The sequence below is a fragment of the Proteiniphilum sp. UBA5463 genome (assembly GCF_002427225.1).
Classification (GTDB): Bacteria; Bacteroidota; Bacteroidia; order Bacteroidales; family Dysgonomonadaceae; genus Proteiniphilum; species Proteiniphilum propionicum.
Genome location: NZ_DIQL01000040.1, coordinates 64,111 through 90,266, shown reverse-complemented (window position 1 = coordinate 90,266; position 26,156 = coordinate 64,111). Strand labels below are relative to the sequence as shown.

General features: G+C 43.3%; 19 protein-coding genes. 15 read left to right on the top strand and 4 right to left on the bottom strand.

Translation table 11 applies throughout. The annotated features are described in order from the left end of the window. Window positions 1-27 precede the first annotated feature (27 nt). Entirely contained in the window at window positions 28-2,751 is a 2,724-nt protein-coding gene (locus B3B27_RS06725; RefSeq protein ID WP_286847170.1) for an alpha-L-rhamnosidase, read from the top strand. 484 nt (window positions 2,752-3,235) lie between these two features. Then, the gene (locus tag B3B27_RS06720) at window positions 3,236-4,513 is read left to right on the top strand and encodes a fimbrillin family protein (RefSeq protein WP_286847168.1); all 1,278 of its coding nucleotides are present in this window, start codon (window positions 3,236-3,238) and stop codon (window positions 4,511-4,513) included. A gap of 280 nt (window positions 4,514-4,793) precedes the next feature. On the opposite strand, the gene B3B27_RS06715 is transcribed toward B3B27_RS06720, so the two are convergent. After that, window positions 4,794-5,504, bottom strand: coding sequence for an SGNH/GDSL hydrolase family protein (locus tag B3B27_RS06715; protein ID WP_407681759.1), 711 nt, complete (start codon window positions 5,502-5,504; stop codon window positions 4,794-4,796). 295 nt (window positions 5,505-5,799) lie between these two features. Here B3B27_RS06715 and B3B27_RS06710 point away from each other — a divergent pair, with 295 nt between their 5' ends. The 3 genes from B3B27_RS06710 to B3B27_RS06700 are packed head-to-tail and all read left to right on the top strand — an operon-like array spanning window position 5,800 to window position 11,283. Then, window positions 5,800-6,900 carry an efflux RND transporter periplasmic adaptor subunit gene (locus B3B27_RS06710; protein WP_238841538.1) on the top strand — a complete coding sequence of 367 codons (1,101 nt, stop codon included), beginning with the start codon at window positions 5,800-5,802 and terminating at the stop codon, window positions 6,898-6,900. Window positions 6,901-6,905: 5 nt separating this feature from the next. After that, window positions 6,906-9,965: an efflux RND transporter permease subunit gene (locus B3B27_RS06705; protein ID WP_238841537.1), complete on the top strand. Its 3,060-nt coding sequence runs from the start codon at window positions 6,906-6,908 to the stop codon at window positions 9,963-9,965. After that, window positions 9,958-11,283: a TolC family protein gene (locus B3B27_RS06700; protein ID WP_238841536.1), complete on the top strand. Its 1,326-nt coding sequence runs from the start codon at window positions 9,958-9,960 to the stop codon at window positions 11,281-11,283. Before B3B27_RS06705 ends, B3B27_RS06700 begins: the two co-directional genes overlap by 8 nt. Window positions 11,284-11,394: 111 nt before the next feature. Here B3B27_RS06700 and B3B27_RS06695 read toward each other — a convergent pair whose 3' ends face one another. Beyond that, window positions 11,395-12,684, bottom strand: coding sequence for an MATE family efflux transporter (locus B3B27_RS06695; protein ID WP_238841535.1), 1,290 nt, complete (start codon window positions 12,682-12,684; stop codon window positions 11,395-11,397). Between the two features lie 255 nt (window positions 12,685-12,939). Here B3B27_RS06695 and B3B27_RS06690 point away from each other — a divergent pair, with 255 nt between their 5' ends. From B3B27_RS06690 to B3B27_RS06660, 7 genes are read left to right on the top strand one after another with little or no spacing between them, the layout of a single operon-like run. Next, window positions 12,940-13,527, top strand: a complete 588-nt coding sequence (locus tag B3B27_RS06690; protein ID WP_238841534.1) for a hypothetical protein — start codon at window positions 12,940-12,942, stop codon at window positions 13,525-13,527. Window positions 13,528-13,570: 43 nt separating this feature from the next. Next, entirely contained in the window at window positions 13,571-14,425 is an 855-nt protein-coding gene (locus tag B3B27_RS06685; protein WP_238841533.1) for a DUF2764 family protein, read from the top strand. 26 nt (window positions 14,426-14,451) lie between these two features. Continuing rightward, a complete protein-coding gene (locus B3B27_RS06680) occupies window positions 14,452-16,206 on the top strand; it encodes a V-type ATP synthase subunit A (protein ID WP_238841532.1) in 1,755 nt (584 codons plus the stop codon). A 4-nt stretch (window positions 16,207-16,210) separates the two neighbouring features. After that, entirely contained in the window at window positions 16,211-17,524 is a 1,314-nt protein-coding gene (locus tag B3B27_RS06675; RefSeq protein ID WP_238841531.1) for a V-type ATP synthase subunit B, read from the top strand. Between the two features lie 3 nt (window positions 17,525-17,527). Further along, window positions 17,528-18,142, top strand: a complete 615-nt coding sequence (locus B3B27_RS06670) for a V-type ATP synthase subunit D (protein WP_238841530.1) — start codon at window positions 17,528-17,530, stop codon at window positions 18,140-18,142. After that, complete coding sequence (locus tag B3B27_RS06665) at window positions 18,136-19,953, top strand: V-type ATP synthase subunit I (RefSeq protein ID WP_238841529.1); 1,818 nt, start codon at window positions 18,136-18,138, stop codon at window positions 19,951-19,953. The genes B3B27_RS06670 and B3B27_RS06665 overlap by 7 nt, the downstream gene beginning before the upstream one ends. A gap of 40 nt (window positions 19,954-19,993) precedes the next feature. After that, window positions 19,994-20,455, top strand: coding sequence for a V-type ATP synthase subunit K (locus B3B27_RS06660; RefSeq protein WP_238841528.1), 462 nt, complete (start codon window positions 19,994-19,996; stop codon window positions 20,453-20,455). Window positions 20,456-20,693: 238 nt separating this feature from the next. Here B3B27_RS06660 and B3B27_RS06655 read toward each other — a convergent pair whose 3' ends face one another. Continuing rightward, complete coding sequence (locus B3B27_RS06655) at window positions 20,694-21,638, bottom strand: cation diffusion facilitator family transporter (protein WP_286847165.1); 945 nt, start codon at window positions 21,636-21,638, stop codon at window positions 20,694-20,696. A gap of 297 nt (window positions 21,639-21,935) precedes the next feature. Here B3B27_RS06655 and ffh point away from each other — a divergent pair, with 297 nt between their 5' ends. The 3 genes from ffh to B3B27_RS06640 all read left to right on the top strand — a co-directional run bounded on the left by ffh (window position 21,936) and on the right by B3B27_RS06640 (window position 25,046). Continuing rightward, window positions 21,936-23,261 carry a signal recognition particle protein gene (ffh, locus tag B3B27_RS06650; protein ID WP_238841526.1) on the top strand — a complete coding sequence of 442 codons (1,326 nt, stop codon included), beginning with the start codon at window positions 21,936-21,938 and terminating at the stop codon, window positions 23,259-23,261. Window positions 23,262-23,372: 111 nt separating this feature from the next. Next, entirely contained in the window at window positions 23,373-24,254 is an 882-nt protein-coding gene (gene folD, locus B3B27_RS06645; protein WP_238841525.1) for a bifunctional methylenetetrahydrofolate dehydrogenase/methenyltetrahydrofolate cyclohydrolase FolD, read from the top strand. Window positions 24,255-24,287: 33 nt separating this feature from the next. After that, window positions 24,288-25,046, top strand: a complete 759-nt coding sequence (locus B3B27_RS06640) for an SDR family oxidoreductase (RefSeq protein WP_238841524.1) — start codon at window positions 24,288-24,290, stop codon at window positions 25,044-25,046. 12 nt (window positions 25,047-25,058) lie between these two features. Here the strand turns inward: B3B27_RS06640 and gcvT are convergent, their stop codons facing one another. Continuing rightward, on the bottom strand, window positions 25,059-26,144 hold the full coding sequence (gene gcvT / locus B3B27_RS06635; RefSeq protein WP_238841523.1) for a glycine cleavage system aminomethyltransferase GcvT: 1,086 nt from the start codon (window positions 26,142-26,144) through the stop codon (window positions 25,059-25,061). Window positions 26,145-26,156 lie beyond the last annotated feature (12 nt).

The window sequence follows — 26,156 nt, the reverse complement described above, 5'->3', positions numbered from 1 at the left end:
AAGAATAGTGTGAAAAAATAAAAACAGATGAAAAACATTCACTTTTTAATAGGACTTATATTAACAGTTCTGATAGCAGGGTGTCAGGAAGCACGAATGAAAGTCGTCTCCCTGAAAGTTGAAATGCAGGAAAACCCGGAAGGGGTGGAAGTAACAAATCCCCGCTTTTCGTGGCAGATCACCTCGGCAATACCCGATCTGGTACAGCAATCTTACCGGATTCAGGCAGCCAGGTCAGAAGATGATCTGAACAAAGAGGAGAATTTGGTATGGGATTCAGGCATCATAGAGAGTGACCTGTCGGTACTTATTCCTTACGAGGGCGAAAAGCTTTTATCCCGCTATGCCTACTTCTGGCGTGTTAAAGTGACTACCAATCATGGTGAGACAGGATGGAGTGACGTCAATAACTGGAGTATGGGCATACTAAACAAAACAGAGTGGAAGGCAAAATGGATCGGTGAGGATAGGCTCTCTAATCCGGGAGAAACGGCAGAGGGAAGTACCCGGCTTGCCGCCCGATACCTGCGCAAGTTTTTCACAGCCGGGAAAAAGGCAAGACGTGCTATGCTCTATGTCTCAGGGCTCGGGAGTTATGAAGCTTACCTGAACGGCAAAAGGGTATCGGAAGATGTTTTTGCTCCCACAGTATCATGGTATCCTGAACGGGTGTATTATAACGTATACGATATAACATCCCTAATGAAAAAAAACGAGAACCTGCTGGCCGTGAAGCTGGGCAACGGGCGCTATTTCGGGATGAGACAATCGGATACACAGGTTTTTGGCCTACCCCGGTTACTGGCCCAGCTGGAGATAGAGTACAGCGATGGCACATCTGAACTTATTGTGAGCGACGAGTCGTGGAAAATAACCTCTAAAGGGCCTATCATCGCTAACAATGAATTCGATGGAGAGGAGTATGACGCACGACTGGAAATGTCACAATGGAACAAAGCCGGATTTGATGACAGTAACTGGGAAGCAGTCGATATTATGGGAGATCCTGGAGGAAAACTAACCGCCCAACCAAACCCCAATATCCGGGTAATGGAAGAGATCAGCCCCATCGGTATGATCGAACTTCACGACGGCAGATTTATTCTCGATATGGGACAGAATATGGTGGGCTGGCTAAAAATTACAAAACTATATGGAAAAAAAGATCAACCCATAACCTTCAGATTTGCCGAACTGCTTAATCCTGACAGCACCCTATATCTCGCCAATATTCGCAGTGCAAAAGTAGCCGATAAGTATATTCCCGGAGAAAACGGCTCATTTAGCTGGGAGCCATCGTTTGTTTATCACGGCTTCCGCTTCGTAGAGATAACCGGCCTTGAAGAAAGGCCCGATCTATCGAGCTTCTCAGGCAAGGTAATCTATGACAGAATGGAAACAACGGGAGATTTCAAGACCTCAAACGAGATCATCAATCAAACATTCAAAAATGCCTACTGGGGTATTCGTGGTAATTACCGGGGAATGCCAACAGACTGTCCGCAACGCGACGAGCGCCAGGGGTGGCTGGGCGACCGTGCCACAGGCTGTTTTGGCGAAGCATTTATTTTCGATAATGCATTGCTCTACGGGAAATGGGTACAGGATATTGAAGACTCTCAAAGCCCTGAAGGCAGCGTATCTGTAGTATCGCCCCGTTATTGGACAATTTACAACGATGATGTGACCTGGCCGGCAGCCTGGTTTTATGCCGTCAAGATGCTTTACTATCATTACGGAAACAGCGAACCGATAAAAAAACACTACCCTTCCATGAAGCGCTATCTGGAAAGAATTCAGGAAGTATCGATGCAGGATTGCATATTGACAAAAGATACATATGGCGACTGGTGTATGCCGCCCGAGAGACAGGACCTGATCCATTCGGCGGATCCGGCAAGAAAAACTGCAGGTCCCGTATTAAGTACTACTATGTATTACAGTCTGCTGAACCTGATGACTGAGTTTGCAGAGATCACCGGGCATCGGGACGATATTCCAGCATATGAAGAATTGGCTGCAAACATCAGGAATGCGTATAATGCGGCCTATTTCAATACGGATTCAGCCCGATACGATAACAATACCGTTACAGCAAATATCTTATCACTACAGCTGGGACTGGCCCCGGAAGGATATGAAAAGCGTCTGTTTGAAAACATCGTACGGAAAACGGAATTAGATTTCGACAGCCATGTCAGCACCGGTGTTTTGGGTATCCAGCACTTGATGAGAGGCCTTACCCAACACGGTAATGTGGACCTTGCTTACAAAATTGCCACAAACACATCTTATCCCAGCTGGGGATATATGATAGAGAAAGGAGCAACCACTATATGGGAACTCTGGAACGGCGACACTGCCGATCCGGCCATGAATTCGGGAAATCATGTGATGCTGTTAGGTGATCTGCTTATCTGGTATTATGAAGATCTTGCCGGAATAAAAAACTATCCGGGAAGTGTGGCGTACAAAAAACTGCTGATGGAGCCAAAATTCCCTGAAGGGCTCTCCCATGTAAAAGCTTCTTATAGATCGGTGTATGGAGAGATTAAAAGTGAATGGCTGAAAGAGGGAAGCTCCTTTAGCTGGGAAATTACCATTCCTGCCAATACATCAGCCATTGTCAGACTTCCCCAAGAGATAATAATAATACAGCCAGAAGGTAATGGTATACGAAAAGTGAATGAAACCGATTCGGGCCTTGTAATAGAATTGGGTTCAGGAGCTTACCGGTTATCTAATATTTAATAATGTCATTGATTTCAAGAATACAACATTTTCTTTAATTAAATTAATTTCTCACAACCACCCATTTTCAAAAAACAGTCCCTTATTCGATTTACATCCAAAGGCACTCAATATGTATACATTAGAAAAAAAAGCATAGTAATTATTTGTAAATCGAAGGCCTGTTTTCAAAACATTATTTAGAATTGTTATATATTTACTCAACTCGCAGTATTTTTATATTATTTTTCCTTAAATAATTTGCTTATTAACATTTAGTTAATATATTGCAATTTTTAGTCTTAATTATATAACAATATTCCGGTAAATGTATATTTATACACCTCCAATCAGAATTAAAGGTTATTGGAATCTCCCACAGAACCTTTTGCGTTGATATTCAATTGATTATATTATACTGTGGAATTTTTTACCGAACTGTTGATATAATATTGAGCTGTTAAAAGAGAGTATCCTATTAATTAACAATAAATCAATTGGCCTTATGAAAAAAGCAAGTAGACTATTTGTGCCTATTATCTGTTTTATCCTACTCTCGTGTGAAGGTGATAAAATAGACAAAACCAGGGCAAGCAGGGAAATTCAATTGAATGCAGAGATTGAAGGAATAAAAACACGTGCTTCCAACTCCTCATGGGAGGCAGGAGATGCTATTGGCCTTTATATGATAAAATCGGGGCAGACGCTTAGTTCATCGGCTTCTGCCTTGAATGTAAAATATGTGACAACGGGTACTACAACGTTTATACCATCAAATGAATCGGATGGAATCACTTTCCCATTCGACGGGTCAGATGTTGATTTTATCAGCTACTACCCTTACCGTGAAGATATTATTGACTTTACATATTTGGTTGATCTGAGCAATCAGGAAAATCAGGCGGCTCTCGACCTTATGTATTCTAACAACGCGAAGAGTTTTAATTCAAAAAACCCTAATGTCGGATTATTGTTCTCACACCAGTTGTCGAAAATTGGACTTAACATATTACACCACGAATCGGCAAACTTAAGTAACCTTAAGGTAATAATCACGAATGTAGGGATAAATGCATCTTTTGACCTGGCGGCCGGAACACTTTCAGCCACTTCCGATTACGGAAATATTTCACTCAGAGTGAACTCTGATGGATCAGTTGCCGAAGGTATCCTGCTCCCTGAAGCTACTCTTACGGACAAAGAACTCTGGTTTATCATCGGGGATAATGAAGAGGTATATAAATATCCCCTGGCGGATGCATTGGAAATAAATTCTTTTGATAAGTCGACAAAATACAACTACAACGTTACCCTTTTCACAGATAAAATTGCAGCTATCACACTTGGTTCAATAACAGACTGGGCAGAAGGGCCTTCTGTTAATGTGACAGCAGGCAGGACAACGGAAACACCTCCAGTCATAAAGGGATCTAAAGATTCACCCTTTACCATATTTGAAGCGCAGAACTATCAGGGCAAAACAGGTGTGTGGGTAGAAGGATATATTGTCGGGGCATTTACAGGCAGCAGCATGGGTTCCTTTTCGTCCGATACATTAAATGCTTCAGCCAGTAATCTTGCATTAGCAGATAACAGAGATGAAACGGAAACAGATAAAATAATTCCGGTGCAATTGCCAACAGGAGCATTAAGGAAAGCATTGAACTTGCAGGAAAATCCCGATAATCTAAACAAAAAGGTGAAAATAAAAGGCGAACTGGGACAATATTTTTCTGCTCCGGGCATACGGGAACCAAAAGAATATGTTCTAATTGATCCGTAAAAAAAACGCAAGAATTGCTGTTTAGCGACCTATGCCACTGAACAATTACTCTATGCCTGCTGTTTTTATGCAAATATATTTTATGAGCAAAACAGCCTGTAAGGATAAAGATTTGAAAGTTAAAGAGGACGCAAGATTCATATGTAAAAAATGTGAAGCTACGGTAAAGAAAGAGAAGCACGCATGTAAGCCGAAGAGACTAAAAAAGGGTGATTAACTCACCCTTATAATTCAGCAGTTTTTATAGGGCCGGAGAGCGTCTTTTGGCCGCTCACAAGTGCTATTTAAATTCTTTCCACATAAGTAGGGCGCGGGCGATAGCATTTTCAACGATGGGCGCCATGATGGTATAACCCGCTTTATTAGGATGCACGCCATCACCGGAGAGTTCTTCGGGTAATCCATTGCGTTCATCAGCCATAGCCTGGAAAAAATCGCAATATACCACTCCATGCGTTCCGGCATACTTATTTAGCCGTTTGTTCAACTCCACAATCCTGGGAGCAGGCTCCAGCCCGGTACGCCACGGATAGTCATAAGCGGGAAGAACCGAACACAGCACCACCTGTATACCATGTGCCTTTGCAAGCTCTGCCATAGAATGGATATTATCCTCTATCATTTCAAGTGTTGATGGCCCGGTATTACCCGCTATATCATTGGTACCTGCAAGTATAACCACCACCTTAGGCCATAGATTGAGTACATCCTGGCGGAAACGTATCAACATCTGCGGTGTGGTTTGGCCGCTTATTCCCCTGTTGATATAGGAGCGATCGGCAAAAAACTCCGGGACCAGGTTTATCCACCCCTCAGTGATTGAATTTCCCATAAATACAACCCGGTCGTCGCAGGTTCTCGCGGGTCCCAGTTTTGCATTTTCCTCCCTGAAGCGATTCAGGTTTGCCCAGTCCTGTGCTACTGTAATAAAAACACTGCTCATAATACACGCAAACACGAAAAACAGTTTTTTCAAATTTAACTCTGTCATGATCAATTTTAATTTTCATTTTATGAGCCTCTCCTAAAAGTCTCTTTAATTGATGCGGACCAAAATAGATAATATTATTGAATGCAATAAAATAATCATTTCTGATATTCAGAACTTTCGGAACAGGCTCATTTATACAAATGTCAAAAATAGTTAGAAAAATTCGTTTCCCAACCGTTTCATCGATTTAATTCAGTGATATGTCTATTTTATGAACTAAAAAAACTAAAATCGACATCATCAACTCCCTTTTATCGGTTTTAAAGGGTATTTTTGAGGAATTTTATACATCGATATGAATAGAAAAACCAAAATAGCTGTCTTTATATCCATCGCTGTATTGATTCTGGCAATGGCTCTTTATCCAAAAATCCGGAAACTGCTTGCTTCCGAAAATCCTTCTCAGAATTCAAGACAAACAATGAGCAATGCCGACAGATCTGGCCTGGTGGTAAATGCAACAGTGTTGAAGCCTCAGTCATTGAACAACATGTTTCGAGTAACCGGCGTCCTGCTCCCTGATGAAGAGGTAGATCTCACTTTCGAGTCGTCAGGAAAAATAACCGGCATCTACTTTCTAGAAGGTTCTTTTGTGGAAAAAGGATCCTTGCTGGCGAAAGTGAACGACGAACCTTTACAGGCCGAACTCAAAAAACTGGAGACTCAACTGCCGCTTGCCAGGGACAGAGTATTCCGTCAGCAGACACTGCTGGAAAAAGATGCTATCAGCCAGGAGACTTATCAGGCAGTTACCACACAGCTCGAAACACTCATGGCCGACATTGAACTTGTAAAAGCACGTATCCGCCAAACTGAACTGCGTGCCCCTTTCAGTGGTGTTATCGGGCTAAGGCAAGTCAGCGAAGGTGCATACGCCTCCCCCTCAGTAGTGATAGCCACATTAACAAAGATATCACCTCTTAAAATAGAATTTTCACTCACCCAGAATTTTGTGAATCTTATAAAGCCCGGTACAGAAATAGCTTTTAGGGTTGAAAATAACCTAGAGGTATACAAAGCAACTGTTTACGCTATTGAGTCGCGTTTAGATATGCAGACGCTCAGCCTGTTTGCTCGTGCCCGTTATACAAATTCCGGCGGGAAAATTAAGCCGGGACAGTCTGCAAGCATTCAAATTCAGCTTGACCAGATAGATAATGCCATCGTAATCCCAAGCATCTCCAGCATCAAGGAGATGGGACGTGATATTGCTTATATATATGATAATGGCAAAGCGAAAGAGGTTGAAGTTGTAACAGGTTTGCGCACATCATCCTCAGTGGAAATCATTGACGGCTTGTCAATCGGGGACACACTGCTGACCACAGGTGTGATGCAGCTGAGAAGCGGAATGCCTGTCAGAATAGATGCAATGGTTGAAAACACTGCCGAATAAAAGAGATGAATCTATCAGAATTAAGCATAAAACGCCCGGTACTTGCCACAGTGATGATCCTTATCATCATTATTTTCGGGCTCATTGGTTACACCGGCCTGGCTGTACGCGAGTACCCGAACGTTGATAACCCAATCATCACCGTTCATGTTTCCTACCCCGGAGCCAATGCCGATGTGATAGAGAATCAGATCACTGAACCACTCGAACAGCACATCAACGGAATTCCCGGGATCCGTTCCCTTATAAGCCGGAGCAGCCAGGGAAGCTGCCGGATAACAGTGGAGTTCGAGTTAAGCGTAGATATGGAAACAGCAGCGAACGACGTGAGAGACAAAGTTTCCATAGCACAGCGCTACCTGCCGCGAGATGCCGATCCTCCCACAGTTTCGAAAGCTGATGCCGATTCTGACCCAATCATGCAGATTACAGTGCAGAGCCCGGTCCGTTCTATGCTTGAGCTCTCTGAGATCGCCGACCTTACCGTCAAGGAGCGTCTACAAACCATCTCCAACGTAAGTGCAGTTGAGATTTGGGGAGAATACAGATACGCCATGCGCTTGTGGCTTGATCCCATAAAAATGGCAGCATACAATATCACTCCCATGGACATAAAAAATGCCCTTGACAGGGAGAATATTGAACTTCCTGCAGGCAGTATAGAAGGAGACCACATAGAACAGTCGATCCGCACAATGGGATTGATGCAGACGCCGGAAGATTTTAACAATTTAATCCTGATAGAAGATAATTTCCGGATAGTACGCTTCAGGGATGTAGGGTATGCCGAGCTGGATGCAGCCAACCGTCAAAATATCCTTCGCAGGAACGGCGTTCCCATGGTGAGCTGCGTTATAATACCCCAGCCGGGGGCCAACCATATAAGTATTGCCGATCAGGTGAGATTACGCATGGACCAGATGAAAAAAGATCTCCCTGAGGATGTGGTTCTGGATGTAGCTTTCGACAACACTAAATTTATCAGGGCATCCATCGAGGAGGTGCAAGTAACTGTAATCATTGCTTTTATCCTGGTGGTTTTCATCATATTCGTCTTCCTTCGTAACTGGCGTGTCACCCTTATCCCGGCACTGGTAATACCTATATCACTTATCGGTATATTCTTCGTGATGTATCTGGCGGGATTCTCAATCAATGTATTGTCGATGCTGGCGGTAGTACTGGCAGTCGGTCTGGTGGTTGACGACGCCATAGTAGTAACTGAGAATATCTATCAGAAGGTTGAGAATGGGATGGACCCCGGGCAGGCATCCATCACAGGGTCCAAAGAGATATTCTTTGCAGTGGTATCTACAACAGTAACGCTGGTGGCTATCTTCTTTCCTATTGTTTTTCTTGAAGGGCTGACAGGAAGATTATTCAGGGAATTCAGCATTGTTATTTCAGGTGCCGTTATCATCTCTTCATTTGTAGCTTTGTCTTTCGTCCCCATGCTCTCATCAAAAATGTTAAAGAGGAAACGAAAGCCATCGAAACTCTATCAAAAGTCAGAGCTTTTTTTCAAGGGGATGAACAGTATATACAATAACTCCCTGAATCTGTTTCTAAACAAAAAATGGCTCGTCTTGCCGGTAGTTATTATTTCGGCAATACTCATTGTTCTCTTCCAGGGAATCATACCGGCCGAGATGGCTCCACTTGAGGATCGTTCGCAGGTGATAATCAGAAGTTCCGCCCCTGAAGGTGCAACCTATGAATTTGTACGGGACTACACCGACCGGATCTCATATATTTCCGATTCTATCGCGCCAGAAAGAGAATCAAATATAACCATGACCCGAAGCGGGTTCGGAATGGTCCGGCTGGTATTGCCTGATATGGATAAGCGTGAACGAAGTCAGATGGAGATTGCCGATGCTCTTTCCCGTGCCGTAAGGAATGAAACGGCTGCCCGTGCCTTCGTACAGCAACAGTCTACTTTTGGAGGGCGGCGTGCCGGAATGCCCATCCAGTATGTGCTGCAAGCTCCCAATATTGAGAAGCTGCAGGAGTTCATCCCCCTTTTCATGGAAAAGGTAAATGCAAGCTCCTACTTCCAGATGGCCGATGTGGATTTGAAGTTCACCAAACCCGAAACACGCATACTGATAGACCGAGATAAAGCAGCCATGCTGGGAGTAAGTACCCGCGACATCGGCCAGACTTTGCAATACGCTCTAAGCGGGCAACGAATGGGTTATTTTTACATGAACGGCAAACAGTACCAGATTCTTGGAGAGATAAACCGTCAGCAGAGAAATAAACCTGTAGACCTGAAAACCATCTATATCAAAAATTCAGACAGGCGGATGATCCAGATGGATAACCTTGTCAAACTCCAAGAGTCGGTCGCCCCCCCTCAGCTATACAGGTATAACCGGTTTAACTCCGCAACGATATCAGCAGGGCTTGCACCCGGATATTCATTGGGGGAGGGACTGGAAGAGATGGACAGGATAGCAACTGAAGTGCTTGACGATTCATTCAGGACAGCCCTTGAGGGGGAGTCGAGAAATTTCCGGGAGAGTTCATCGAGCCTTCTCTTTGCTTTCGGGCTGGCTCTATTGCTGATCTTCCTCGTGATGGCGGCTCAGTTTGAGAGCTTCAAAGACCCGTTTGTCATAATGTTTACTGTTCCGCTGGCACTTTTCGGTGCACTGTTGTTCATGTGGATAACCGGGGTGACAATGAATATCTACAGCCAGATAGGGTTGATAATGCTTATTGGCCTGGTTACCAAGAACGGTATCCTCATCGTTGAGTTTGCTAACCAGCGCCAGGCTGCCGGCCTTGACAAGAGCCAGGCAATCGTGGAGGCTTCAGTACAGAGGTTTCGCCCGATACTTATGACGAGCATCTCAACCGTTCTCGGTCTGCTTCCACTTATGTTCGCCACAGGCGAGGGAGCGAACGGCAGGATCGCGATGGGGACAGTAGTTGTAGGCGGGCTGCTTATCTCCACGCTGCTCACCCTGTACCTCATACCTGCAATGTATATGTATCTCTCCACCGACAGGAAAGCAAAAGAAAAGAAGAAAAATAATGAGAAACTGCAACATGAGTAAGAAGATAAAAGAGGTGCTGTCGTTACTGTTTTTCTTTATTCCTTTCATCACATCACCGCAAAGTGTGATAAACCTGCAGGAATGCCTGAGGATTGGGATTGAGAATAATTACGACCTGCGGATAGCACGCAATGAAGAAATGATCTCTGATAACAATGTCACTCCGGGGAATGCCGGCTTCTTACCGGATGTAAACCTTAATTCGGGGTATAGCATGCGTAGCAGCAACACCAATCAGTCACCCTCCGGAGGCGGAGATATTGTAAAAACCCGCAACTCCGGCACACAGGCTCTTGATGCATCGGTTAACCTGAGCTGGACTCTATTTGAGGGCTTCCGCGTGCAAACAAACTATAAGCGGCTACAGGAGTTGCAGACAGTAGGTGAACTGAATACCCGCCTGTCTTTAGAGAACCTCATAGCCAATTTAACAGCTGAATACTACAACTATGTACAACAGCAGATCCGCCTAGGTAATCTCCAATATGCCGTAGCGCTTTCAAGGGAGCGATTACGCATCGTGGAGGCACGTTATCAGGTTGGGTCGTTATCGCGCCTCGACCTTCAACAGGCCCGCGTCTATTTTAATGCCGACAGCTCTCAGCTTATACAGCAATACGAGATACTGAACAGATCCCGTATAAGGCTCAACGAGCTGATGGGAGTGGATGTAAACAGGAATTTCATGGCAGAAGATACCACCATCCTTTTCGATACAATGTTGTCGCAGGATGAGCTTCTTGATGCTTCATTACAGCAAAACACTCTGCTACTACTCACACAAAAGAACAAAACATTGAGTGAGCTTGAACTAAAAAAACTGCAAAGCAGGAACTATCCCTATCTCCGTTTGAATACCGGATACGGGTTCACCAATTACAACTACAACACTGGGTCTATTGACAGGCAGCGCAACTGGGGCCCTTCAGCCGGGCTTACGTTAGGATACACACTCTTCGATGGATTCAACCGCAGAAGAGAACAGAAGAATGCAAAAATATCCATTCAAAACAGGGAACTGGAAATAGATAGAAGTAAACTTGCAATACAAAGCGATTTTGCTAATATGTGGATGGCTTACCAGAACAATATTGAGTTGGCAAAGCTGGAGTCCGAAAGCCTTGAAAATGCAGAACTGAATTACGAGATAGCCATGGAACGGTATAAGATCGGAGATCTCTCCGGGCTGGAACTGCGTGAGGCTCAAAATAGCCTGCTAGAAGCAGAACAGCGACTCTTAACAGCGCAATACAACACAAAGCTTTATGAGATCTCACTGCTTCAGATCAGTGGCAAAATAGGTAGATACCTGGAGTAGGATGTTAATGATAACAGATAATGCAGAAGCTAGCTGAAATAGGCATTAATATTCAGGCTATTATAAATAATCATTTTCTATTTTAAGGTTTTTTAAGAACAAGCTATCGCATTAAAAAGACAAAGCTTTCCGCGACCAGATGGTTTGCATAACACCTCTTACCAGCAGGTAGAGGATAAAAGAAAGCCAGAGTCCATTATTGCCCCACAGTGGGGACATAATAAAATAGCAGGCAAAAAAAAGCGCAGAAGAGAGTATCATGGCATTACGCATCTGTGCGGAAGCCGTAGCACCGATAAAAATACCGTCCCACAGAAAAGCAGCAAAGCCGGCAACGGGGATAAGCAATGTCCAAAACATGAAATCTTTGGTTCGCTCAATAATATAAAGGTCGTTGGTCATGATATGCAGTATCTGAGAAGGAAAGATCAGATAAACTATTACGGCAACAAGGCTCACCACAGTCCCCCAGAAAAATATCCTACGGATCATCCACTGAAGGTATTCCCGGTTTTTAGAACCGATAAACCGACCGGTCAGGGCCTCACCGGCATAGGCAAAACCATCCATAAAATAGGAAAAGAGCATGAAAAACTGCATCAGAAGGGCATTGACTGCCAATATGGCCTCTCCCATCCCCGAAGAGGCAAAGGTGAAAAAAGTGGTAACTAAAGTCAACAAAAAAGTACGTACAAAAATATCACTGTTTACCCTGAAGTATTGACGAATAGCCTGCCTGTCCCAAACAGTCTCCTTCCTGACATATTCCACAAGGCGTCTGTAATACTTCCACCAAAGGCCTGCTGCTGCCAGTAGCGAAATTAGTTGCGATAACACTGTACCTAACGCAATTCCTTCGATCTTCATCCCGAAACCAAAAACAAAAACCATGCTTAACAAAATGTTGAGCAGATTATTAAGGATGGCGATGACCATGGGAATTCTTGCATTCTGCATACCAATGAACCACCCCTTAAAGGCATACATCCCCAACACTGCCGGCGCTCCCCACACCACAATACGAAAATAGCTCTTCACGTGCTCTGCTGACTCAGGGCCCGACTTTATAAAAGTAATAGCCAGCTCACCAATGGGATATTGCAATAAAACAATGATAAGGCCAACTCCCAGCCCTATGGCCAGAGAACGGATAAATACGTTCATAACTTCCGATAGATCCCTTGCTCCGTATGCCTGCGCGGCGAAACCGCTTGAACTCATCCTCAGAAACCCAAAGTTCCAGTAAATCATGTTAAAAATATTTGCACCAAGGGCTATGGCACCAATATACACTGCGGAGCCAAGCCTGCCTGCAATGGCAATATCAATCATCCCCAGTAATGGAACGGTAATGTTGGTAATAATATTTGGAATGGCAAGCCTGAAGATTTTCCTGTCCATAGTTCTATTAAAAGCAAAAACAGTGCCAAATAAAAAGAGATGGTGAAAACGACAATTCATCCGAAAATAATGCAGCCTGAAACTTATAAATGTACGATTCAGGTATTTTTGATTTGATTAAATTACAATTCTGCATTATTTTTTGTAAATTTGCGGGTTCACTTTGCATTTTCAGCATTGTGCCGGTAATCCATATCCGAAAGGTTGGAATATCGACTTCCCGGGCTCAAAAAAATAAAATCATTATATTACTATATGGATAAGATTCAGGAACTTACCTCAAAATTGTACTCCGAGGGTGTGGAGAAAGGCAAAGAAGAAGCCGACAGAATAGTTACGGAAGCCACAGCTTTAAAGCAGCAAATATTGGATGAAGCAAAAACTGAGGCGGCTGAAATTATTGCTGCAGCCCAAAAGAAAAGTGCAGAATTAAAAAGCCATACCGAAGCGGAACTAAAACTGTTCGCAGCTCAGTCTTCCGAGGCACTCAAAACGGAGATTACCAACATCGTAACTGACAAGCTGGCCTCGATGAATGTGAAGGCTGCCGTTGAGGACAAAACCTTTATGCAGAAACTGATAGTGGAGCTGATACAGAACTGGTCTAAGGATGAAACCTTAACTATTGGGGTTAAAAATCCTAAGGAGCTTGAGTCGTACATCGCCTCCAATGCCAAAAATCTCCTGGATAAAGGATTAAAGATTGAGACAGTGAGTGGTATTAAAACAGGATTCACACTATCTCCTGAAGATGGTTCCTACAAAGTAAAATTCGGAGAAGAGGAGTTTATCGAATATTTCAGAGAGTTCTTGCGTCCTCAGATTCAAAAACTTCTATTTTAACACAGGAGATTTTTATCTCCCCATTACCGGTTTGATTTTGCATATGCTTTTTAAAAATCAATATTACTACTTTATATCCGGACTGCCAGATTTCACTTTCGACAGCATGAAGCTTCCCTTCACTGTGGAAGAATTCAGATCAATGCTCGACACAGAATTAAAACAGGCAGATCAGAAGCTATTGAGCAAATATTTCCTGAAGACAGATAATGAGAATCTGTTCACACTGTTGAAAAAAAAAGATTCAGATCTGAACCCTGCAGGAAAATTATCGCGTGAAGATATACTGGAAACATTAGAAAGAGTAAAAGAAGATCTTCCTGTCACAAATAAAAAAATACCGCCCTATTTCGAAAAATTTATCCGGATATGGTTAAGTGAGGAAGGGCAGCCCCAAGGAGGAAGGTTGTGGGAAGATTTGCTCACCTCCCTGTTTATGGACTATGGGATAGAAGTTAAAAACAGCCTGATTTCTGAATGGTTCGAACTCAACCTGAATATCGGGAATATACTCGCGGCAATCTATGCAAAAAAATATGGTATAGATATCACAAAAGTGATAGTTGGAAGTAATAAAATCGCAAAAATAATTAAAGATAATGCCAACATACGCGATTTCGGGCTTAGTCGTGAACTGGAATATTTCGATACTATACAGCGCATATCAGAGGAATCGGATATTTATGAACGTGAGCGAAAGGCCGATAGGTTCAGATGGAACTGGCTTGAAGAGAACACCGTTTTCGACTACTTCAACATCGAATACATATTCGCCTATCTATGTAAACTTCAAATCCTTGAACGTTGGGTGAAGCTAAACGCGAAAGAAGGTGAACGTGTATTTCGGGAAATTATTTCCAATCTGAAGAATCAGACAAACCTACCGGAAGAATTTTAATACCGATACAAATTAAAAAAACATATATGTTGACAAAAGGAATAGTTAAAGGGATCATATCCAATCTAGTCATCGTTGATGCGGATGGGCCTGTTGCTCAAAATGAGATCGCTTACATCGATCTGGATGGGACCAGATTGATGTCGGAAGTTATCAAGGTAATCGGAAAGAATGCCTACATTCAGGTTTTCGAAAGCACACGTGGACTTACTGTAGGAGCAGAAGTGGAATTTCAGGGCCATATGCTTGAGGTAGTACTGGGACCCGGGCTCCTTGAGCGGAACCTCGACGGGTTGGAGAACGATCTTGATAAAATGGATGGTGTTTTCCTGAAACGCGGTGAGTACACATTCCCACTCGATGAAGAGAAGCTATGGCATTTTAAACCTATTGCCAAACCGGGGGAAAAGGTAACCGCGGGATCCTGGCTGGGTGAGGTGGACGAGAACTATCAACCTCATAAGATTATGGTTCCCTTTAAGATGAAAGATGAGTACATCATTAAAAGCATTGCGAAGGAAGGAGATTACAATATCTATAAAACAGTAGCAGTGGTGGAAGACCAAAACGGCAATGAAACGGAGCTGAATATGATTCAGCGATGGCCCGTAAAAATACCCCTCACAGCTTATAAAGAGAAACCAAGGCCATACAGGTTGCTAGAAACGGGTGTTCGCTCCATAGATACCCTGAATCCGATAGTGGAAGGTGGAACGGGATTTATTCCAGGGGCTTTCGGCACCGGAAAAACTGTGCTTCAGCACGCCATCTCAAAACAGGCAGAGGCCGATATAGTAATCATAGCCGCATGTGGTGAACGTGCAAACGAGGTTGTGGAGATCTTTACTGAATTTCCCGAACTTGTTGATCCGCACACCGGGCGCAAGCTTATGGAGCGTACAATCATAATAGCAAACACTTCAAACATGCCTGTGGCGGCACGTGAAGCTTCGGTCTATACAGCTATGACAATTGGTGAATATTACCGTTCAATGGGCTTGAAAGTACTTCTGATGGCGGACTCTACTTCACGTTGGGCACAAGCGTTGCGTGAGATGAGTAACCGGCTGGAAGAGCTACCGGGCCCCGATGCCTTTCCTATGGACCTCTCAGCTATTATATCCAATTTCTATGGCCGGGCAGGGCACGTGATCCTGAATAATGACAAGGAGGGATCAATTACCTTTATCGGTACAGTATCACCCGCTGGGGGTAACCTCAAAGAGCCGGTGACCGAAAACACAAAAAAGGTTGCCCGTTGTTATTACGCACTTGAACAGGATCGTGCCGATAAAAAAAGGTATCCTGCTATCAACCCTATAGAATCATATTCGAAATATATTGAATATCCTGAGTTTGAAGAGTATATTTCTGAGCATATATCAACCGACTGGACAGAAAAAGTAAATGAGGCAAAGACCCGCCTCCTTCGTGGAAAGGAGATTGCCGAACAGATAAATATTCTGGGAGATGACGGCGTGCCGGTAGAGTATCATATTACATTCTGGAAATCTGAATTGATAGATTTCATCATATTGCAGCAAGATGCATTTGATGATATTGATGCAGTTACACCAATAGAACGTCAGAAATATATTCTTGACCTGGTAATCGATATCTGTCGCACCGATTTCGAATTTGACAACTTCAACGATGTGGCTGATTTTTTCAAGAAGGTGATAAATACCGGCAGACAGATGAATTACTCAGAATTCAAATCAGAGAGGTTTAATAAATACTACAGCAAGCTGAACCAATTGGCTTATCAAAAAATAGATTGAAGTTATGGCAAAAGCATTTCAGAAAATATATACGCAAATTACCCAAATCACGAAAGCCACCTGCTCTGTGAGAGCAACCAATGTAGGTTATGATGAACTGGCTACAGTGGAAGGGCGACTGGCACAGGTAGTAAAAATAATGGGCGACGAGGTTACTCTGCAGATTTTTGGGGGTACCGAAGGTATATCAACCAATGCCGAAGTGATTTTCATGGGAAAATCACCCTCTCTTAAGGTAAGCGATCAACTTGCAGGCCGTTTTTTCAATGCTTACGGTGATCCCATAGACGGCGGCCCGGTACCCGAAGGTGAAGAGCGTCCCATCGGTGGCCCTTCTGTTAACCCTGTAAGAAGGAAACAACCTTCGGAGCTTATAGCAACGGGAATTTCAGGTATAGACCTGAACAATACGCTTGTATCGGGACAGAAGATACCTTTCTTTGCCGATCCTGACCAACCGTTCAACCAGGTAATGGCTACAGTGGCCCTTCGTGCAGAGACCGACAAGATTATTCTGGGGGGGATGGGGATGACAAACGATGACTACCTTTACTTCAAGAATGTATTCAGTAACGCTGGTGCATTAAACCGGATCATCTCTTTTATGAACACCACCGAAGACCCTGCTGTAGAACGGCTCCTGGTACCAGATATGGCATTGACGGCAGCTGAATATTTCGCAGTCGATAAAAACGAGAAGGTGCTGGTGCTGCTTACAGATATGACCTCATATGCCGATGCTCTATCTATTGTGTCAAACCGCATGGATCAGATCCCGTCGAAGGATTCAATGCCCGGATCGCTATACTCCGACCTGGCCAAAATATACGAGAAAGCGGCCCAGTTCCCTTCAGGAGGCTCTATAACCATTATTGCAGTTACCACACTTTCAGGAGGTGATATTACTCACGCAGTCCCTGATAATACGGGATATATTACTGAGGGACAACTCTTCCTGCGCCTCGACAGCGATGTGGGAAAGGTTATTGTTGATCCATTCCGCTCTCTCTCGCGACTAAAACAACTTGTACAGGGCAAGAAAACGAGGGACGATCATCCGCAATTGATGAATGCAGCAGTAAGACTTTATGCCGACGCTGCAAATGCTAAAACCAAACTGGAAAACGGCTTCGATCTGACCGATTATGATCAGCGGACATTGTCGTTCGCGAAAGATTATTCAGAATACATACTTGCTATAAACGTAAATCTAAATACGGTGGAGATGCTTGATAAAACTTGGGAGCTGCTTTCAAAATACTTCAAACCAACCGAGGTTAATATGAAACAAGAGTTAGTGGATAAGTATTGGAAATAAAAAATGGCTATTAAATTTCAATATAATAAAACTTCCCGTCAGCTGCTTGAAAAACAACTGACTGTACGTGAGAGGGCACTTCCCACCTTGCAGAATAAGGAGACAGCACTTCGGACGGAGGTAAAAAGAGCCAAAGATGAAATCAAATTGCTTGAAAAAGATCTTGAGGCAAAGGTGATTTCATACAAGAAGATGATGGGAATGTGGATTGAATTCGATCCCAGCCTGATAAGTGTTAAAGATGTGCATCTTTCGAAGAGGAAAATTGCGGGAGTGCTGATTCCCATGCTTGACAGTGTTGATTTCGAAATCAAACAGTTCAGCCTGTTCAGCCGCCCGAAATGGTTTCTCGACGGGGTGAAAACTCTTGAAGAGCTTGCCGAGACAGCTATTCGCCGCGATTTTCATGAAATCAGGCTCAATCGCCTTGAACATGCAAGGAAGAAAACAACCCAAAAAGTGAACCTATTCGAGAAGGTACAGATACCGGGATATCAGGAAGCGATTTTGAAAATCAAACGTTACCTTGAAGATGAGGAGAATCTCTCCAAATCATCACAAAAGATTATGCGTTCTCAACAGGAAAGAAAAAGGGAGAAAGGAGAAGAAATATGGTAGCAAAAATGAAAAAATTTATCTTTTTGGCTTTCCATAAAGATTATGAACAGTTCCTAATAGAACTGCGCAATTTGGGAATGATCCATATTGTAGAACAGGACCGGACTGAACTTGACGAAGAAGAACTCTATCCATACACTTCTAAATTAAAACAACTTGAAGGAGCAGTAAAGACTCTGAAAAGATATAGAGATAATAACAATGAAGATTCTTTCAATGAGCCGGATATCGAACTCGGCCAACGAATCCCTGAAGAGATAGAGAAGATAGAGAACTTCAAGTCGTCACTCAACCAGCAGCTCCAGGTCAGTATAAAAGAGAGCAACTTACTGAAACCATGGGGTAACTTTGATCCGGAAAATATTAAAAAACTTGAGAGAGCCGGATACCGGATCAACTTCTTCATTGCTCCGGACAATCAATATGATAAGGAGTGGGAAACACTTTACGATGCAGTTGTCATAAATAAAGAGTCTTCAAGGACCTATTTTGTTACGGTGACAAAAAATAATAATATGGCAGAACTACTTAACATTGAAGAGGTTAAGATGCCAGATGTGTCATTGGAATCGCTAAACAAGCTGATAGAGTCTATAAAGGAGAAGATCAGGCATCAGGATGAAGCACTTGAAAAGATGTCTGACGACCTGCCATCGGTGAAGGGTGCAATAAAGAAGCTTGAAGATAAAATTGTATTTACCAAGGCTGTTCAAAGCTCCACTCCTGTGGCTGACAACAAAATAATACTGCTGCAGGGCTGGGCTCCGGAAGACAATGTTAAAGAGATCACCGGCTACCTTGCCAAAGAAAGTGTATATTTTGAAACTTCTGATCCATTGCCCGGAGACGATGTGCCAATTAAGTTCAAAAACAATAGATTTTCTCGTATGTTCGAGCCTATTGCCGAACTCTATATGATGCCAAAGTATAATGAGGTGGACCTGACTCCTTTCTTTGCGCCGTTTTACATGATTTTTTTCGGATTGGCGCTGGGTGACATAGGTTATGGTGCTTTCCTCTTTATCTTGGGAACACTTATAAAAATTCTGAAAAAGGACAAAATAGAAAAATCACTTAAAGGCATCATGACTCTTGTACAGATACTGGGTGCCTCCACAATGGTATGCGGCCTGCTTACCGGTGGTTTTTTCGGTTATAACATTTATGATATCAACGCTCCGTTCTTCCGGAATATGAAAGATCAGATCTTTTTTGACAATTCACAAATGTTTATTCTCTCACTCGTTCTAGGAATAATTCAGATTATGTTTGGCATGGTCATGAAATGTATAAACCGGATAAAACAGTTCGGTTTTCCCTATGCTGTATCTACAATAGGTTGGTTTACACTACTACTGAGTATAATCGTAGCTTATCTGTTCCCGAATTTTTTGCAAATGGGTGGTACTGCACATAATATTGTTATGATGTCATCTGCAATACCTATTATATTCTTTAACTCTCCCGGAAAGAATATTTTCGTAAATATTGGGCTGTCTTTATGGGATACATACAATATGGCCACCGGATTGCTGGGAGATGTTTTATCTTATGTACGCCTTTTCGCGCTGGGGCTGTCGGGAGGCATTCTGGCAAGTGTATTCACAAGCCTTGCTACCGGAATGAGTCCCGATAAAGCTATCTTAGGACCGGTAGTAACTGTCCTTATCTTCGTTATCGGACACGCCATAACCATATTCATGAACGCACTCGGAGCATTTGTACATCCCTTGCGGCTTACGTTTGTTGAATTTTACAACAACTCTGAGTTTACAGGAGGCGGGAAAAAATACAACCCCTTTAAAAATTAAAAATATCAATAAAACAACATATAAATTAAAAAACAACTGAATGGAAACAAATTTATTAATTGCCTATGTAGGTATAGCAGTGATGATTGCCCTTTCCGGCATTGGAAGCGCCTACGGGGTTACTATAGTTGGAAATGCTGCCATTGGAGCAGCTAAAAAGGTGGACGGGAAATTTGGTAATTTTCTAGTATTAACAGCTCTTCCCGGTACACAAGGATTGTACGGTTTTGCCGGCTACTTCATGTTTGAGAGTATCTTCGGGGTGTTGACTCCCGACATCACATTTATTCAGGCAATGGCAACATTAGCTGCAGGGCTTGCTCTGGGATTCGTAGGACTACTTTCTGCTATACGTCAGGGACAGGTTTGTGCTAACGGTGTGGTTGCTATCGGTCAGGGGCACGATGCGTTTAGCAACACTCTTATCCTGGCTGTATTCCCGGAGTTATATGCTATAGTGTCGCTTGCAGCTGCATTTCTCATGGGTTCAGCAATTGCATAACATATTCATCAATAAGCAAACGGCATAATTTGTTGAGTTTGATAAGCTTTCTGCTTTGCAATGCAAGTAAAAAAAATTGCTGCGAGCATTCTGTTATATTCATTTTTCAGAATAATAAAAGCCACGGAATTGAAGAAATCAGCCTTGGCCGGGAGGCACCCGGAAGTTATTAAATAACTTCCGGGTTTTTTATTTTATTAGCCGGCCCTTGCATGGATTCTGTTTATAGATGCCGATACTACGGGGTAACTTGCTGGCCCTTGTGGCGCTTCTGACGATCGATGCCGATATCCTTTAACGAGGCCGGATCTTCCACAGGTTCGATATGGGTTGAAACGGTAACCGGCTCGTCAAACATTTCAACAATAGCCTCTTCAATATCATCGGCACAATCGTGCCCCTTTTTTACAGTCCATTCTCCCGGGACCAACAGATGCATTGAGATAAATTTTCGTTGACCTGCGGCCCGTGTCAGAAGTGAATGGTATTCAATCTGTTTATCTTTCAATGATTCAAGATAGATGATTACTTTCTTCAGATCATCCTCGGGTATTGCCGCATCCATCAAACCGCTGGCTGAACGGCTGATCAGAATATATCCGGTATAAATAATGTTTATAGCTACCAGTATGGCAATTACAGGGTCGATAATGAGCCACCCGGTATATTTAACCACGATGATCCCCAGAATAACCCCTACCGAGGTCCATACATCGGTCATAAGATGTCTACCATCAGCTTCAAGAAGCAATGATTTGTTTTTTTTCCCATTTTTAATTAATACGATCCCCACCAACAGATTAACCAGTGATGCCAAAAAAGAAAACAGCAACCCGGTGTTAATATTTTCCAGCGGTCTTGGATTAATAATACGGTTGATGGCACTCAATATAATGCTAAAGGCTGCAACAAGAATTAAGGCTCCCTCGGCAGCACTGGAAAAATACTCTGCTTTACTGTGCCCGTAATCGTGTCCATCGTCGGCAGGTTTCTGAGACAGGTTTAACATAATCAGGGCAAAAATAGCCGCAAACAGGTTAACGAATGATTCCAACGAATCCGACAAAAAACCCATTGATCCGGTTATATAGTAGGCGTAAAATTTCAACACTATCGTCACTATTGCCGCGGTAATAGATAGATAAATAAAATTTTGCAGCTTGTTTGCTTTTTTTACATTCATTTTTGTTAAAGTATTCAGTCCACTCAATTATTAGAAGGGGCCGATGCCACTCTTCTGTCGTTGAGGGGAGAAAGTCATAATTCCGGAACAAATATAGTTATTTTAAATGTACACTTTCACTTTTTCAGGGTAAACCTTTTTTCATTATCTTTGTATTCAAAATAGTGAAACTGTTTCATCACTTATAATCATTTATTATCATCCATACAATGAATCGTTTTCACACTGTGCCTTTTTTCGGATTGACCTCCGCTTTTGCGCACATTGTGTCCGTGAAGTGAATTAAAACTAAAAATTATGTTTGAGAATTTAAGCGAAAGACTCGAGAGGTCGTTTAAAATATTGAAAGGCCAGGGCAAGATTACCGAAATAAACGTTGCCGAAACCCTTAAGGAGGTACGCCGTGCTTTGCTCGATGCAGACGTAAACTATAAAACAGCGAAGGAGTTTACTGAAACCGTTAAACAGAAGGCACTCGGGCAAGACGTACTAAACGCCGTGAAGCCCGAGCAGATGATGGTAAAGATTGTTCATGATGAGCTGGCAACCCTTATGGGTAGCTCTGCTGTTGATATTAATATAAAAGGTAGCCCGGCAATAATTCTAATGTCGGGGTTGCAGGGATCGGGTAAAACCACCTTCTCCGGCAAACTGGCAAACATGCTCAAAAGCAAACGCGGTAAAAGCCCGTTGCTTGTGGCTGGTGACGTTTACCGTCCTGCTGCCATTGAACAGCTTAAGGTACTGGGGGAACAGATTGGAGTGGCAGTATATTCTGAAGAGGATAATAAGAATCCGGTAAAAATTTCACAAAATGCCCTTCAATATGCCCGTCAGCACGGTAAAGACCTTATCATCATCGACACCGCAGGCCGTTTGGCTATTGATGAGCAGATGATGAACGAGATAGAATCCATAAAAAAAGCAATCAACCCTCAAGAAATTCTCTTTGTGGTGGACGCCATGACAGGGCAGGATGCCGTGAACACAGCCAAAGAGTTTAACCAGCGGCTCGACTTTAGCGGCGTTGTGCTTACTAAACTTGACGGTGATACGCGTGGTGGGGCTGCTCTTTCAATCAGGTCTGTTGTAGACAAGCCTATTAAGTTTGTGGGTACCGGCGAGAAGCTTGATGCCATAGATGTATTTCATCCCGAACGTATGGCTGATCGTATCCTGGGGATGGGCGACATTGTTTCGCTTGTCGAGAAAGCGCAGGAGCAGTACGATGAAGAGGAGGCTCGTCGCCTTCAAAAAAAGATTGCCAAAAACCAGTTCGATTTTAACGATTTCATTGCCCAGATTCAGCAGATAAAGAAAATGGGTAACCTTAAAGACCTTGCATCAATGATTCCCGGTGTAGGTAAACAGATTAAAGACCTGGATATTGATGACGATGCCTTTAAGGGTATTGAAGCTATTATCCGTTCCATGACACCTCAGGAACGCAGCAACCCCGAAATACTTAATGGTAGCCGTCGGGCCCGCATAGCCAAAGGGAGCGGCACCAACGTTCAAGAGGTAAATAAACTTATCAAGCAGTTCGATGAAACCCGAAAGATGATGCGCATGATGACATCGGGCGGTGGACGGCAGACGATGAGGAAAATGCGCAGAAGATAAAACTGAAAATCATAATTCAGAAAATTGAAAACTTGAAACCGGGAATTCAGAATTCAGAACCGAACGCTGAGAACTGACATCCTAATACTAAAAGATAATAAACAGCAAATTATGGAATTGATTGATGGAAAATCAGTTGCGGCACAAATAAAAAAAGAGATTGCCGAAGAGGTAGCACTTATCAAAGCGGCCGGAGGTAAAACTCCTCATCTGGCAGCGGTACTTGTGGGGCACGACGGAGGCAGCGAAACCTACGTGGCTAACAAGGTGAAGTCGTGTGAAGAGGTGGGATTCAAGTCCACCCTGATACGATACGAAGATGATGTCACCGAAGAAGAACTTCTGGCATGTGTTGACAGGCTGAACAACGATACCGGTATCGATGGTTTTATCGTGCAACTGCCATTACCAAAACATATTTCGGAAACTAAAATTACCGAAGCAATTGATTATCGCAAAGATGTAGACGGTTTTCATCCGGTAAATGTAGGACGCATGTCGCTGGGGATGCCCTGCTTTCTGTCTGCAACACCCTCAGGAATAGTTGAGTTGCTGAGAAGATACAATATAGAAACAAGGGGAAAGCACTGCGTGGTATTGGGACGAAGCAATATTGTCGGGAAACCGGTATCCATGCTGATGATGCAAAAAAGCTATCCTGGCGATTGTACAGTAACTGTGTGCCACAGCCGCACTCCTAACATCAAAGAGATTTGCCTGCAGGCCGACATCATTATTGCTGCTCTGGGAGTACCGGAATTTCTGAAAGGGGATATGGTTAAAGAGGGAGTGGTAGTAATTGATGTAGGCACAACTCGCGTACCAAGCAACAAAACCAGATCAGGGTTCAAGCTCACCGGTGATGTTGCCTTTAACGAGGTTGCCCCTAAATGCTCATACATAACTCCCGTTCCCGGAGGTGTAGGCCCAATGACCATAGTATCGCTACTTAAAAATACTCTTTTGGCCGGCAAAAAGAATATTTATAGTTAAAGTCCGGTTGTTGCTGATTTATTTACTTGCGGCATGAAACAGACAAAACTGCCACATATTATAGTCACAGGAGGAGCACAAGGCATCGGAAGAGTTATTTCTCAGGAACTGCTTAAAAACGGCTATACCGTATCTATATTTGATATTGACAGCGAAGCGATGGAAGAGCTTCGTCCCCACCTCAACAAACGTCGCTGCGATTTCTTTATTACCGATGTTTCAAATGAGGTGAGCATCAGGTCCTCCATCAGGGCTGCAGTAAAAAAGTTTGGCAACACATACGGACTGGTCAACAATGCCGTATATGAGGTTTCCAAGCCAATGGATAAGCTTTCCCTTGAAGAGTGGAACAGGGCTATTGCCACTAACCTCACCGGCACGTTTCTATGCAGTAAGTATCTTGCGCCTTATCTTGAAGAATCGAAGGGGGCTATCGTTAATATGTGCTCCACAAGGGCATTTCAGTCCGAAGCCAACACCGAATCTTACTCAGCCAGCAAAGGCGGCATCTTCTCTCTCACCCATGCCATGGCAGTAAGCCTGGCACCAAATGTACGTGTAAATTCAATCAGCCCGGGATGGATTGATGTCTCAGCGCTCAAAAAAAAATCGGTTGCCAAACAAGCCCTGTTATCCCGGGAAGACCACCTGCAACATCCCTCGGGGCGTGTGGGCAATGCCTGGGATATTGCACGTATGGTCCTCTTCCTTATGAATCCCGAAAACAGCTTCATCACGGGACAAAACTTCATCATTGATGGCGGAATGACCCGAAAGATGATTTATGTCTGAAACTGAATCTTACTATTTTCTGAAGGGCGGTTTTACCACTGTTGCCTTCAGATTTCTATTCCGAACTTTTATATAGATATCAGTACCTGCTTTTGCCAATTCCGGCTTGACATATCCCATACCGATTCCAATTTTCAGCATTGGTGACATTGTTCCAGAAGTCACATTCCCTACAACCTCTCCCCCGGCATTAACAATCTCGTACCCGTGGCGGGGAATTCCTTTATCAACCAGTTCAAAACAACAAAGTTTACGAGATACTCCCTCAGACTTCTCCTTTTCCAGCACCTCTCTGCCAATAAACGGTTTGTTGTCAGTAAATTTGGTAATCCATCCCAAACCTGCCTGTAGCGGTGTTGTTGTGTCGTCAAGATCGTTTCCGTATAGACAATATCCCATTTCGAGGCGTAATGTATCGCGTGCACCCAAGCCTATGGGTTTGATACCGAACTCTTCACCTGCATCAAAAATGGCATCCCAAATTATCTGACCCTGTTCCGGATAGAAATAGAGTTCAAATCCACCGGCACCTGTGTAGCCTGTATTTGAAATAATTACGTTCTCAACACCTGCAAATGTACCGTTAACAAAGGCATAATTAGGTATTGCAGCCAGATCCTCATTAGTCAGTTTCTGCAGTGTATTAATTGCCCTGGGTCCCTGCACTGCCAGCTGCGCCATATGGCCTGATGCATTCTCAAGTTCGGCACCCATTGTGTTGTGTTTCTGACACCAAGCCCAATCTTTCTCAATATTGGCTGCATTTACAACCAGCAGGTATTTCTCAAGTTCGTAATGATAAACAATAAAGTCATCAACAATGCCTCCATTTCCATTTACGAAACAGGTGTACTGAGCCTTTCCGATCCTAAGGGCAGATGCATCGTTACTACACACTTTCTGCAAAAACTCTAAGGCTTTTGGGCCTTTCACCCAAAACTCACCCATATGCGACACATCAAAAACACCAACACCATTCACTACTGTCTGATGCTCATCAATGATACCTGAATATTCAATAGGCATGTTATACCCGGCGAATTCGTGCATCTTTGCACCAAGTGCAATATGCATATCTGTAAAAGGAGTCCTTTTCATATTATTAGTCAA

Excerpts from the sequence above, each read along its gene's own strand:
- B3B27_RS06725 (WP_286847170.1), top strand. The coding sequence starts at position 28 with ATGAAAAACATTCACTTTTTAATAGGACTTATATTAACAGTTCTGATA.
- B3B27_RS06705 (WP_238841537.1), top strand. The coding sequence starts at position 6,906 with ATGAATCTATCAGAATTAAGCATAAAACGCCCGGTACTTGCCACAGTG.
- B3B27_RS06665 (WP_238841529.1), top strand. The coding sequence starts at position 18,136 with ATGGTAGCAAAAATGAAAAAATTTATCTTTTTGGCTTTCCATAAAGAT.
- B3B27_RS06715 (WP_407681759.1), bottom strand. The coding sequence starts at position 5,504 with ATGACAGAGTTAAATTTGAAAAAACTGTTTTTCGTGTTTGCGTGTATT.
- ffh (WP_238841526.1), top strand. The coding sequence starts at position 21,936 with ATGTTTGAGAATTTAAGCGAAAGACTCGAGAGGTCGTTTAAAATATTG.
- B3B27_RS06690 (WP_238841534.1), top strand. The coding sequence starts at position 12,940 with ATGGATAAGATTCAGGAACTTACCTCAAAATTGTACTCCGAGGGTGTG.
- B3B27_RS06660 (WP_238841528.1), top strand. The coding sequence starts at position 19,994 with ATGGAAACAAATTTATTAATTGCCTATGTAGGTATAGCAGTGATGATT.
- B3B27_RS06680 (WP_238841532.1), top strand. The coding sequence starts at position 14,452 with ATGTTGACAAAAGGAATAGTTAAAGGGATCATATCCAATCTAGTCATC.
- folD (WP_238841525.1), top strand. The coding sequence starts at position 23,373 with ATGGAATTGATTGATGGAAAATCAGTTGCGGCACAAATAAAAAAAGAG.
- gcvT (WP_238841523.1), bottom strand. The coding sequence starts at position 26,144 with ATGAAAAGGACTCCTTTTACAGATATGCATATTGCACTTGGTGCAAAG.
- B3B27_RS06675 (WP_238841531.1), top strand. The coding sequence starts at position 16,211 with ATGGCAAAAGCATTTCAGAAAATATATACGCAAATTACCCAAATCACG.
- B3B27_RS06700 (WP_238841536.1), top strand. The coding sequence starts at position 9,958 with ATGAGTAAGAAGATAAAAGAGGTGCTGTCGTTACTGTTTTTCTTTATT.
- B3B27_RS06655 (WP_286847165.1), bottom strand. The coding sequence starts at position 21,638 with ATGAATGTAAAAAAAGCAAACAAGCTGCAAAATTTTATTTATCTATCT.
- B3B27_RS06640 (WP_238841524.1), top strand. The coding sequence starts at position 24,288 with ATGAAACAGACAAAACTGCCACATATTATAGTCACAGGAGGAGCACAA.
- B3B27_RS06695 (WP_238841535.1), bottom strand. The coding sequence starts at position 12,684 with ATGGACAGGAAAATCTTCAGGCTTGCCATTCCAAATATTATTACCAAC.
- B3B27_RS06685 (WP_238841533.1), top strand. The coding sequence starts at position 13,571 with ATGCTTTTTAAAAATCAATATTACTACTTTATATCCGGACTGCCAGAT.
- B3B27_RS06710 (WP_238841538.1), top strand. The coding sequence starts at position 5,800 with ATGAATAGAAAAACCAAAATAGCTGTCTTTATATCCATCGCTGTATTG.
- B3B27_RS06670 (WP_238841530.1), top strand. The coding sequence starts at position 17,528 with ATGGCTATTAAATTTCAATATAATAAAACTTCCCGTCAGCTGCTTGAA.
- B3B27_RS06720 (WP_286847168.1), top strand. The coding sequence starts at position 3,236 with ATGAAAAAAGCAAGTAGACTATTTGTGCCTATTATCTGTTTTATCCTA.